Raw genomic sequence first — 12,330 nt, 5'->3', positions numbered from 1 at the left:
GGCCAGCAACCACAATCCGCCCCACAGGAGATAGCGCGATGAATAAACAATTACTCATCAATGGACAGTTTCAGCTTGGCGAAGGTGCTGTTGAAGAGATTCTCAATCCCGCCACCGGTGAAGTCATCGAGCGCATTGCCGAGGCGTCTTTAGAGCAAATCCAAGCCGCCGTGTCAGCCGCCAATGCCGCCTTTCCCCATTGGGCGCTGATGGTGCCCAAAGATCGCAGCATGCTGTTACTGCGATTGGCCGAGCGCGTTGAGGCGACGGCCAGCGAATTTGCTCGCTTAGAGTCGCTCAACTGTGGCAAGCCCTATTTGGCGGCGCTCAATGATGAAATCCCCGCGGTTGCCGATGTGTTTCGTTTTTTTGCTGGCGCGATTCGCAATCAACACGGCGCGTTAGCGGGCGAATATTTACCCGGATTTACCAGCATGATTCGTCGCGATCCTTTAGGCGTTGTTGCCAGTATCGCGCCGTGGAATTACCCACTGATGATGGCCGCATGGAAAATCGCGCCAGCGATTGCCGCTGGCAATACGGTGGTGATCAAGCCCTCAGAGCAAACGCCGCTCACTACGCTCAAATTAGCGACACTGATCGCTGAAATCTTGCCGCCCGGCGTGGTCAACGTGATTACTGGCCGTGGCGATAGCGTTGGCAGTCCGCTAATTAACCACCCCGCAGTGCGCATGATTTCATTAACTGGCGACGTCTCAACCGGCGGGCGGTTTTTGGAAGCCGCAGCCAAAACGGTGAAACGCACCCATCTTGAATTGGGCGGCAAAGCGCCAGTGATTGTTTTTGACGACGCGGACTTAGACGCCGTGGTCGCAGCGATTCGCAATTTTGGCTATTACAACGCCGGACAAGACTGCACCGCAGCGTGCCGCATTTATGCCGGCGCCAAAATCTACGACAAACTCGTCGCTGAGCTCTCCAGTGCGGTCGCCAGCATCAAGTACGGCGAGCAGCATTTAGACGGCGTTGAAATGGGGCCGCTGATTTCCGAGCGACAACGCAGCCGCGTCGCCAGCTTTGTCGAACGCGCCGCGCAATTGCCGCATATTGAAGTCACCGCTGGCGGGCGAGCGGTTGAAGGGCGTGGCTTTTTTTACCAGCCGACCGTCATTGCCGGCGCTTTGCAAAACGATGAAATCGTGCGCCGCGAAGTCTTTGGCCCGGTGGTGTCGATCACCCGCTTTACCGAGCCAGAACAAGCGCTCGCTTGGGCCAATGACTCCGATTATGGCTTGGCCAGCTCGGTCTGGACGCGCGATGTGAGCCATGCCATGCAATTTGCCGCCAAACTGCAATACGGCTGCACTTGGGTCAATACGCACTTTATGTTGGTCAGTGAAATGCCGCACGGCGGCATGAAACGATCTGGCTATGGCAAAGACTTGTCGATGTATGCGCTGGAAGACTACAGCTGTGTGCGTCATGTGATGGTGAAGCTGTGAATCAAACAGCATGGCGGTGCGCGATACGAATGGCGTGCTCAACATCAAAATAATCCATCAGGTATATCCATCTAAGCCATATTTTATAAAGCCAACAAAGCAATACCCATAGGTAAGAACTAGGAGATCGCGATGAGTAACAATCAAACCCTGCGCCAACGCCAAGCTGCGGCCACACCGCGCGGCGTGGGCGTGATGGCGCCATTTTTTATTGAACGCGCACTCAATGCCGAGCTGTGGGATGTGGAAGGTCGCCGTTTTATTGATTTTGCCGGCGGCATTGCGGTGCTCAATACCGGGCACTGCCACCCCACTGTCAGCGCCGCAGTGCAAAAGCAACTCGCCGCCTTTACCCATAGCTGTTATCAAGTTGTGCCGTATGAATCGTATATTGCGTTAGCGGAACGCATTAATGCTTTAACACCGGGGACGCACGCCAAAAAAACCGCTTTTTTTTCTAGCGGCGCAGAAGCAGTCGAAAACGCAATCAAGATCGCCCGTGCCGCCACAGGTCGCAGCGCGGTGATTGCTTTTACCGGCGGCTTTCATGGCCGAACGATGATGGGCATGGCGCTAACCGGTAAAGTCACGCCGTATAAAGTCGGCTTTGGCCCCTTCCCCGGCGAGGTGTATCACGCGCCTTTTCCACAAGATTTACACGGCGTGAGCATCGAGCAATCGCTGCAAAGACTCAATGAGCTGTTTAAAGCCGATGTCGATCCGCAGCGCGTGGCGGCGATTATTTTTGAGCCGGTGCAAGGCGAAGGCGGCTTTTATATTGCGCCGCCAGATTGGCTACGCGCGCTGCGGCAATTGTGCGATCAACACGGTATTTTGCTAATTGCCGATGAAATCCAAACCGGCTTTGCCCGCACCGGACAATGGTTTGCGATGCAGCATTACGATGTATTGCCCGATTTAATGACGCTGGCCAAATCATTAGCCGGCGGTTACCCATTATCCGCCGTGTGTGGCCGCGCCGAAATCATGGACGCACCCAGCCCAGGTGGCCTAGGTGGCACCTATGCTGGCAACCCACTGGCCATTGCCGCCGCACACGCGGTATTAGATGTGATCGAGACAGAACAACTCAATCTGCGCGCCAATCAACTCGGTGATCGACTCCAAGCGCGCTTGCAAATCATCGCCAGCGCCGTGCCGCAGATCGCGCAAATCCGTGGCTTGGGTGCGATGGTGGCCATAGAATTAATTGACCCCGCAACCGGTGAGCCTGACGTTGCCAAAACCAAGGCCATTCAAGCGCACGCCTTAGCTCAAGGTTTAATTCTGCTAAGCTGTGGTACTTACGCCAATGTAATCCGCTTTTTATTTCCACTGACCATCGAAGACACGGTCTTTGCTGAAGCGCTGGATATTTTAGAAGCGGCACTAAAGGGGAATACCGATGTTGCAACTTGATGATCCAACCCTGCTGCGCGAACACGCACTGATCGACGGGCTGTGGCAATCGGCCGACGATGGCGCTACGCTGGCCGTGACTAATCCGGCGAATAATTCGCTAGTGGCCTTGGTGCCTTGCATGGGCGTTGCTGAGACGCAACGCGCCATTTTTGCTGCGCAAGCGGCACAAATCGAATGGCGCGCGCGGTCGGGCAAAGAGCGATCGATTATCTTGCGCCGCTGGTTTGATTTACTCATGCAGCATCAAACCGATCTCGCCAAAATCATGACCGCCGAGCAAGGCAAACCCTTGGCCGAAGCCAAAGGCGAAATCGCCTATGCCGCCAGCTTTATCGAATGGTTTGCCGAAGAAGCCAAGCGGCTCGATGGCCATGTGTTGCAGCATCCACAAGCGGATAAACGCATTTTGGTCCTCCGCCAAGCCATTGGCGTAACAGCAGCGATTACCCCGTGGAATTTCCCCGCCGCCATGATTGCGCGTAAAGCCGGACCAGCGCTGGCTGCGGGCTGCAGCATGGTGGTTAAACCCGCCAGCCAAACGCCACTCACCGCTTTGGCCATGGCCGAGCTCTCATTACGCGCCGGCATTCCGGCTGGGGTGTTTAATGTGATTACCGGTAAGGCCAGCGACATCGGTGGCGAGCTCACGCGTAATCCAATTGTGCGAAAACTCAGCTTCACTGGCAGCACTGTCGTCGGCAAAGCCTTAATGGCGCAATGCGCCGCTACCATTAAAAAAGTGTCGTTAGAGCTGGGTGGCAATGCGCCATTTATTGTGTTTGAAGATGCAGATCTGGATGCCGCAGTGGCCGGGGCGATGATTGCCAAATTTAGAAATGCCGGACAAACCTGCGTCTGTGCCAACCGGATATTGGTGCACGATGCGGTGTATGACGAATTTAGCCACAAGCTGCGCGTCGCAATGCAAGCCCTCAAAGTGGGCAATGGCATGGATTCAGACGTCATGCTCGGACCTTTGATTGACGATAAAGCGATTGCTAAAGTCCAAGAACACCTGAGCGATGCACTCGAGCATGGCGCACAGCTCTTGCTCGGCGGCGGTCTGGATGCTTTAGGTGGCCGTTTTTTCCAACCGACTTTGCTCAGCCATGTCACCACCGCGATGAAAATCGCCCACGAGGAAACCTTTGGCCCGGTGGCACCGCTATTTCGTTTTTACAACGAGCGCGAAGCGATTGATTTGGCCAATGACACCGAGTTTGGCTTAGCTGCGTATTTTTATAGCCGCGATATTGGCCGAATTTTCCGCGTTGCCGAAGCGCTGGAGTCCGGCATGGTGGGCATCAATACCGGCTTAATCTCGAATGAAGTCGGCCCATTTGGCGGCATCAAACAATCCGGTCTAGGCCGAGAAGGCTCGCGCTTTGGTCTCGATGATTATGTTGAACTCAAATATCTATGTATTGCTGGCTTGTAAGTCGCTAAAAAGCACTTGAATTAACCCAAAAAACCATCAGGACCAGTAAGCCCTGATGGTTTTTTTTAACCAGTTAATCCGCTGCAAATGTCACTGGATGCGCAGTCAGCCATTGCCATTCATCATCAGTAAACAAGCGAGAACGCGTTAAAAATCGGCGGCCGGTGCCACTTTCTAAAGAAAACATCCCGCCCATTCCTGCCACCACATCGATGTTTAATTGCGTGTGCTGCCAGTATTCAAACTGCGAAGCACTCATATAAAACGGCGCAGCGCCAATATCGCCCAGATATACATCGCCAGCGCCAACCTGAAACTCAGCACGCGAAAAACACATCGGTGCGCTGCCATCACAGCAGCCGCCCGATTGATGAAACAACAAAGCACCATAGCGCTGCGCTAGCGAATCAATTAACTGCAGCGCATGGCGTTTTGCAGTCATGCGCTGGGAAAATACGGCTTTAGCGCTGCGTCAATTAAACGCTCACGCCGCCCGTGCCAAATGCTTCGGCATGAATTCGTTCACTCTGTACACCCAATGCCTGCAGCGATTTAATCTGTGCCTGCATAAACGCCAAAGGGCCACACAAATAATAATCGGCATCCGGCAAAATCACCCGATCAGCGAGCTTGGCCAAATCAATTGGGCCAAGGTGATGGCTGGCTGCGGGATCGGCTTGATCATAAAACACCGTCGCGGCGAAATTAGCCTTGGCTGCAGTCAATTGCTGCACCTGCTGTTTAAAAGCATGCACTTCCGGATTGCGGCAAGCATGAATCAAGCTCACTTGGCGCGCACTGCCTGTGGCATGCAAATGCTGCAGCATCGCCATCATCGGGGTAATCCCAACGCCACCACTCATCAATACCACAGGGCCACTGCGCTCGGTATGCAAGACAAAATCGCCGGCCGGTGGTGCCACATCAATCACATCGCCCACTTCAATCGTGCTGTGCAATAGGTTCGAGACTTGGCCGATGATTTGCTGGTTTTGCTCACGCTTGACTGAAATGCGCAAATAATCTTGCCCCGGCGCATCCGACAAACTGTACTGCCGTGGCTGCATCAATTGCCATTCAGGCACAAACATCCGCACCGAAATATATTGCCCTGGCAAATAATCCGGCACGGTGCCGCCATCGGCTGGGCGCAAATAAAATGACGTGATTTCACTGCTTTCGACTACTTTTTTTGCCACCACAAAACCGCGCCAGCCGGTCCAACCGCCGTTTTTAAATGCCGCTGCGGCATACAATTGCGCTTCTTCGGCGATCAGCACATCAGCCAGTTGGCCATAAGCGGCCGCCCAAGCGGCAATCAACTCATCGGTGGCCGCAGCGCCCAACACCTCACGGATCGAAGCCAATAAATGATGGCCGACAATCGGATAATGCTCAGGGCGAATGCCCAAACTAATGTGTTTATTGGCAATGCGCGTGAGTACTGGCGCTAATACGCTGGGGTTATCGATGTGTTCGGCATACGCCGCCACCGCCATCGCCAAGGCTTGTTGCTGGGCACCAGACTGCTGATTACCTTCGTTAAAAATCTGCTTGAGTTCAGGATTATGCTGAAACATACGTGCATAAAAATGCGTGGTGAGCGCCACCCCATGCTGTTTAAGAATCGGCGCGGTGGCACGAACTAAATCACGATCAGTCAAATCAAGCATGGTTATTCCTACATCAGTTCATAAAGATGCATTTATTATACATATTTATAAGCATAAGAAAAGACACGGCACTGCGGTATTTTTCCGAGACCATCCATCGCAAGACTAAATATAAGGATTTATGCTTTAGTGTTTGACTGATTGAGCGATTTCAACTCGCCCTCGGCCCTGCTTTTTGGCCAGCAATAAGGCATCATCGGCCCGCTGAATGAAATCATTCGCACTGCATGATGCCTCGGCCGCCATGGTGGCCAAGCCAATGCTGGCCGACATAACAATCGATTGCTGATTGATCAATAAGGGCGAATTTTGAATCAAACGCAAAATCGCATTGGCTTTTTCAATCGCATGTTCATGCTGGATATCGGGCAAGACAATAATAAATTCATCGCCGCCATAGCGACCTAAATGATCATAAGAACGTAAGCAAAACTTAATCATTCGCACAAATTCAATCAATAACTGATCACCGACCGGATGGCCGTACTCATCGTTAATGTGTTTAAAATAATCCACATCCACCATCATCAAAGCCAAAGGCATATGACTGCGCCCAGCGCGCGCCATTTCGCGCTTAAGCAAATCCATAATGGCACCACGATGCCAAATATTGAGTAAAGGATCGAGCAACGAAGCGCGTTTGACTTCACATAACTCGTCGAACATCATTTGCTGCGATTCGCTCAGCTCTCGGGTTAAAAATACTTGCTCGACCCAGCTACCTAAATCCTTCAGGCAACAGCGCTCATCGTCAGAGAGCTCACGTGGGCTGTGATCAATAATGCATAAGGTACCGACATTATGCCCATCGGCATTTTTTAACGGCCGACCGGCATAAAAAATAACGTAAGGCGCATCCAGCACCAGCGGATTATCGGCAAAACGAATATCTTGGCGCGCATCGGGAATCACAAATAAATCATCGCCCAGAATGGCATGGCCACAAAAAGAAATATCCCGCCCAGTTTCTCTCACCGGCAAGCCCATGCACGACTTAAACCATTGCCGGTTTTCATCAATGAGCGACACCAAAACAATCGGCACATTAAACACCCGCTTGGTCATGCGCACGACGCGATCAAACCCCTCTTCATCGGGCGTAGACAGCAATAACATCTTACGCAATGAAGCAATTCTATCGTCTTCATTACTCGGGATGGGGGCGGATAACATGCAAACTCCAAGACTCAATTAATCAATAAATGAAATAGTAACTCGATCAACGGTAACAACTAAAAATGATGCCCGCGTATTTCACAATGCAAGGTGCTAAATCAATGAATGCTTAATTTTTACAATTAAGATCGGGCATTCAATCATTAGCCATTACAAAAAACAAGCCAATAGCTTACAAGTCGGCAAAACAAACACAAATATCGCAATGCAATACGCCAGCCCATCGACGTTCAGTCAGTGCATTGACCATCATCGGCTTAAAATCGTTCATTTTTCAATGCATTCGTTGCAAAGCAATCCACAACGGCGATCAGCGAACAATCTGCTCAAAACTTCGATTGGCTTTCAGTTTGACCTAGCCAGTGAGCGGTATTACTGCGAAGCGCAGGACTAGGGCAGCAAAAATCCGGATAATGCGGCCTAAATCACTATGCGCTATTTAAGGAACTCTTCCATGGAAATTAAGGTTAACTTTCTCGATAAGCTTCGTCTTGAAGCCAAGTTCGATGACTTCACCGTCGTGGCCGATCAGCCCATCCGCTATAAGGGCGACGGCTCAGCACCGGGACCGTTCGACTACTTTTTGGCGTCATCGGCGTTGTGCGCGGCGTATTTTGTCAAGTTGTACTGCGAAACACGCGGCATTTCGACCGAGCATATTCGTCTATCGCAAAACAATATTGTTGACCCAGAAAACCGCTATCAGCAGATTTTTAAGATTCAGGTTGAGTTACCCGCCGATATTTCAGCCAAAGATCGGCAAGGCATTTTGCGCTCGATTGAACGCTGCACGGTCAAAAAAGTGGTGCAAACCGGGCCCGAGTTTGTCATTGAAGAAGTCGAAAGCCTCGACGCCGATGCACAAGCTTTGCTAACGCTCAATCCAGAGGCGGACGCCGCCACCTATATCGTTGGCAAAGATCTACCGCTCGAGCAAACCATCGCCAATATGTCTGGCCTATTGGCCAAACTCGGCATGAAGATTGAAATCGCCTCATGGCGCAATATTGTGCCCAATGTGTGGTCACTGCATATCCGCGACGCGCACTCGCCCATGTGCTTTACCAATGGCAAAGGCGCGAGCAAAGAAAGCGCCTTGGCCTCGGCCTTGGGTGAATTTATCGAGCGACTCAGTTGCAATTTTTTCTACGCGGGGCATTTCTTTGGCACAGACATCGCCAATGCGCAGTTTGTGCATCACCCGAGCGAGCGCTGGTTTCAGCCTGGGCCCAACAATGCATTGCCAACAGACATCCTTGATGACTATTGCCTGCCGATTTTTAACCCCGATGACGAATTACTCGGCTCACACCTGTTTGACACCAACTCCGGCAATACCGCACGCGGCATTTGCTGCTTACCATTTGTGCGCCAGTCAGACGGCGCAACGGTGTATTTCCCGAGTAATCTGCTCGAAAACCTGTTTGTGAGTAATGGCATGAGCGCCGGCAATACGCTAGCGGAGGCGCAAGTGCAATGCCTATCAGAAATCTTTGAGCGCGCCGTCAAACGTGAGATTTTAGAAGGCGAAATCACGCTGCCGGATGTGCCGCCCGCAGTGATTGCCAAATACCCGAGCATTTTAGCGGGCATTCAAAGCCTCGAAGCGCAAGGTTTTCCAGTTATCGTGAAAGACGCGTCGCTCGGCGGCGTGTATCCGGTGATGTGCGTCACGCTAATGAACCCGCGCACTGGCGGCGTATTTGCCTCATTTGGCGCGCACCCGAGTTTAGAAGTGGCGCTTGAACGTAGCCTGACTGAACTGCTGCAAGGCCGCAGTTTTGAAGGCTTAAATGATTTGCCGCGCCCAACCTTTGAAAGCCAAGCACTGGCTGAACCGAATAACTTTGTTGAGCATTTCATTGATTCGAGCGGCATTGTGTCTTGGCGTTTTTTCAGTGCCAAAGCGCAGTACGAATTTGTGGAGTGGGATTTCGCCAGCCAAGGCGACAACGCCAATGCCGATGAAGCGGCCACCTTGTTTGGCATTTTGGCCGACATGGGCAAAGAAGCCTATATGGCGGTCTATGACGATTTGGGCGCCACCGCCTGCCGTATTTTGGTCCCCGGCTATTCAGAAATTTATCCGGTGGATGATCTAGTTTGGGACAACACCAATAAAGCACTGCTGTTCCGCGAAGATATTTTGAACCTGCATCGCCTAAGCGATGTGCGTCTGGTGGCCCTGCTGGAGCGTTTAGAAGACAACGAGCTGGGCGATTACTCGATGATTGCGGACTTGATTGGCATTGCTTTTGATGAAAATACCGTCTGGGGTCAACTCACCGTACTTGAACTCAAACTATTGATTCATCTGGCCTTGCATCAATACCCTGAAGCGCATGAGCTGGTCGGCGCTTTCTTGCAATACAACGACAACACTCTGGATCGCGTGTTGTTCTATCAAGCAATGAATGCGGTGCTTGAAGTTGAAATGGACGATGAAATGGCACTGGCCGACTATGAGGTTAACTTTCGCCGCATGTTTGGCAACGAAAGGATCGACGCCGTCATCGCCTCAATCAACGACACCAGTCGCTTTTACGGCTTAACCCCGACCAGCATGCAACTAGAAGGGCTAGATCGCCACCAGCGCGTGATCGACAGCTACCAAAAACTACACACCGCACGCGCAACCGCAGCGGGAATGTCAAACGCTTAAGCCTTAGGCATATTCTATAGGTATATGACTGCAAGCATTATTAAATAATAGCTACAGCCATATACATGCATAAACTGTTAAATAGATAGCGGCAAATATTGGCGACATCTATCGATTGGCCATAAAAAATCCCCTCAAAACATTCGAGGGGATTTTTTATGGCTAAATTAACGACTCGCTAAACCGACTCGGTTCAGAACGGGATATCGTCTTCAAAGTCGTCAAAATTACGCGCCGGTTTCGCAGCTGCTTGTGGTGGTGCTTGGCGTGGGGCTTGTTGTTGCTGTTGGGCTGGGGCGCTGTATTCTTGGTTGAAATCATCGCCACCGCCTTGTTGGTTGTAACCACCACCGGCGTTACCACCAGTATCACCACGCCCGCCGAGCATTTTCATTTCATCGGCGATAATTTCAGTGGTGTAGCGATCAGCACCGGTTTGCTTATCTTGCCATTTGCGAGTTTGCAAACGACCTTCGATATACACGCTGCTGCCTTTTTTTAAGTATTGACCGGCAATTTCAGCCAAGCGGCCATACATGCTGATGTTATGCCATTCGGTTTTTTCTTGTTTTTGGCCGGTTTGCTTGTCTTTCCAGCTTTCAGTGGTGGCAATCGAAAAATTACATACCGCGTTGCCGTTGGGCATAAAGCGTGTTTCTGGGTCTTTACCCAAATTACCAATTAATAATACTTTATTTAATGAGGCCATTTATTTGCTCCAGTTTTTTAAATCAATTCAATTTTTACGACGCCATGCGCCGCATCATTTATGTCGTAGCGATATTGGTTTCAGCGATGAGTCGATCCACTTCCGCTTCGTCATAGCCCGCTTGCATCACTTTGAGCAGGGCGACACGCTCGTCGATCAAAACCACGGCTTCTTTTACACCGTCAATGGCGCCTAGTTTAGCAGACAGTCGCCCTACATCGCCTGACCATTGCTCACCAATGTGGCACATTTTGGTTTTAACCGGCAGCGGCGCTTGCATTCCCCAAGAGACTAAAAGCCAAACGGCCATGAGTAATGCGCACAGCGCAAACACCGGCATTGGGCTTTGAAATTCTTGGTATAAATACCCAGCTAAAGCCGAGCCCATAAACATACTCGCCGCTTGGCAGGTATTGTAAACGCCCATCGCAGTGCCTTTGGCAGCGGTGGGGGCGATTTTAGAAATCAACGACGGTTGGGTGGCTTCTAAAATATTAAAGGCAATAAAATACACCCCCAGCCACACCACAATCCACGTTAAGCTCGGCATCCACAAGGTCATGCCCAGCTGCGCGACAAACATCAGGGCGATGGCAAATAAAAACACTTCTTTGAGGTGATTTTTTTTCTCACCATAAATAATCGCCGGCACCATTAACACAAAGCCGATCAACACAACCGGCAAATACACCCACCAATGATGAGCCACATCGATGCCACCAATTTGATTGAGCAACAAGGGCATCACGGTAAACATCGCCATTTGTGAGGCATGCAGCGCGAAAACACCGTAATTTAAGCGCAGTAATTGCGGGTCTTTTAATACTTGCGGTAAGCGGCTGGTATTGGTTTCGGCATCTGAATGAAAGCGCGACACGGCCGGATTGGGGACTACTTTCCACACGCCCACCAAGGCCGCAATCGTCAGCCCGGCAGTGAGTAAGAAAATCCCCGGCAAGCCAATCCATTCGGCGAGTTTGGGCGCGGCCACCAGAGAAATAGCAAAGGTTGACGCAATCGAAGCGCCAATCATCGCCATCGCTTTGGTGCGATGCTCTTCGCGGGTTAAGTCCGCCAATAGCGCAGTGACCGCCGCCGAAATCGCCCCTGCGCCCTGCACTGCACGCCCGACAATCAGCCACGCAATATGGTCCGCCATGGCACACATGATCGAGCCAACGGCAAACAAGGCCAAGCCAATGTAAATGACTTTTTTGCGGCCAACGCGATCCGACCACATGCCAAACGGCAATTGCAACAAGGCTTGCGTTAAGCCATAAGCGCCAAAGGCCAAACCGACCATGGTGTGATTTTCACCGCCGGGTAAATGCCCGGCGTAAACGGCAAACACTGGCAAGATCAAAAACATGCCCAGCATGCGAAGCGCATACAGCCCAGCTAGGCTGCTGGCGGCGCGTAATTCTAACGCCGACATAGTAGGAGAAGCAGACATCAGCAGCCACATCAACAAAAGGAGGATCGATTTTAACAGCTCAGCCTCAGGATGGCAGTGTTTGCTTTGCGATTGATCAAGAATACCTTCAGAGTATCCAAATCAAGCCCAGCCATATTCAAAGGGTATATCACCAAAGCGCATTAAATTCAAAGCCTACAGCTCAATACCTATGGGTTAATATCCTAAGGCCTGTTGACGTTTGATTTGCCAGCCGCGTTTACGCGGCTTTTGGTCTGAGGCCAAGCACACAGCGCCGCGTCATCATTTTACGCTAGCGCTTTGTAACGCAGCATCCGCCACCAACGTTCAACGACACCACCGCGCTATCACC

9 protein-coding genes are annotated in these 12,330 nt (G+C 51.4%); 4 read left to right on the top strand and 5 right to left on the bottom strand.

Annotated features, from left to right (window positions below):
• Nucleotides 1-38: 38 nt before the first annotated feature.
• The 3 genes from LG219_RS04175 (at nucleotide 39) to LG219_RS04165 (ending at nucleotide 4,323) form a co-directional block, all read left to right on the top strand.
• Nucleotides 39-1,463: a gamma-aminobutyraldehyde dehydrogenase gene (locus tag LG219_RS04175; protein WP_226763286.1), complete on the top strand. Its 1,425-nt coding sequence runs from the start codon at nucleotides 39-41 to the stop codon at nucleotides 1,461-1,463.
• A 132-nt stretch (nucleotides 1,464-1,595) separates the two neighbouring features.
• Entirely contained in the window at nucleotides 1,596-2,882 is a 1,287-nt protein-coding gene (gene gabT / locus LG219_RS04170) for a 4-aminobutyrate--2-oxoglutarate transaminase (protein WP_226763285.1), read from the top strand.
• The gene (locus tag LG219_RS04165; protein ID WP_250647181.1) at nucleotides 2,869-4,323 is read left to right on the top strand and encodes an NAD-dependent succinate-semialdehyde dehydrogenase; all 1,455 of its coding nucleotides are present in this window, start codon (nucleotides 2,869-2,871) and stop codon (nucleotides 4,321-4,323) included. Before gabT ends, LG219_RS04165 begins: the two co-directional genes overlap by 14 nt.
• 73 nt (nucleotides 4,324-4,396) lie before the next feature.
• On the opposite strand, the gene LG219_RS04160 is transcribed toward LG219_RS04165, so the two are convergent.
• From LG219_RS04160 to LG219_RS04150, 3 genes are all read right to left on the bottom strand, one after another.
• Nucleotides 4,397-4,765, bottom strand: a complete 369-nt coding sequence (locus LG219_RS04160; protein WP_226763284.1) for a DUF779 domain-containing protein — start codon at nucleotides 4,763-4,765, stop codon at nucleotides 4,397-4,399.
• Nucleotides 4,766-4,799: 34 nt separating this feature from the next.
• On the bottom strand, nucleotides 4,800-5,996 hold the full coding sequence (gene hmpA / locus LG219_RS04155) for an NO-inducible flavohemoprotein (protein WP_226763283.1): 1,197 nt from the start codon (nucleotides 5,994-5,996) through the stop codon (nucleotides 4,800-4,802).
• Between the two features lie 126 nt (nucleotides 5,997-6,122).
• On the bottom strand, nucleotides 6,123-7,169 hold the full coding sequence (locus LG219_RS04150) for a sensor domain-containing diguanylate cyclase (protein ID WP_226763282.1): 1,047 nt from the start codon (nucleotides 7,167-7,169) through the stop codon (nucleotides 6,123-6,125).
• Nucleotides 7,170-7,626: 457 nt separating this feature from the next.
• Between LG219_RS04150 and LG219_RS04145 the strand changes: the two genes are divergently transcribed.
• Complete coding sequence (locus LG219_RS04145) at nucleotides 7,627-9,834, top strand: OsmC domain/YcaO domain-containing protein (protein ID WP_226763281.1); 2,208 nt, start codon at nucleotides 7,627-7,629, stop codon at nucleotides 9,832-9,834.
• 193 nt (nucleotides 9,835-10,027) lie between these two features.
• Here the strand turns inward: LG219_RS04145 and ssb are convergent, their stop codons facing one another.
• Both ssb and LG219_RS04135 read right to left on the bottom strand, forming a co-directional pair.
• Nucleotides 10,028-10,543, bottom strand: coding sequence for a single-stranded DNA-binding protein (gene ssb / locus LG219_RS04140; protein ID WP_226763280.1), 516 nt, complete (start codon nucleotides 10,541-10,543; stop codon nucleotides 10,028-10,030).
• A 58-nt stretch (nucleotides 10,544-10,601) separates the two neighbouring features.
• Complete coding sequence (locus LG219_RS04135) at nucleotides 10,602-11,996, bottom strand: MFS transporter (protein WP_226763279.1); 1,395 nt, start codon at nucleotides 11,994-11,996, stop codon at nucleotides 10,602-10,604.
• Between the last annotated feature and the right edge of the window lie 334 nt (nucleotides 11,997-12,330).

The sequence above is a fragment of the Deefgea salmonis genome (genome assembly GCF_020531905.1).
Taxonomy (GTDB): Bacteria; Pseudomonadota; Gammaproteobacteria; order Burkholderiales; family Chitinibacteraceae; genus Deefgea; species Deefgea salmonis.
Note: the sequence above shows the minus strand (reverse complement) of the source record. Positions and strands in the feature narration are given on the sequence as shown.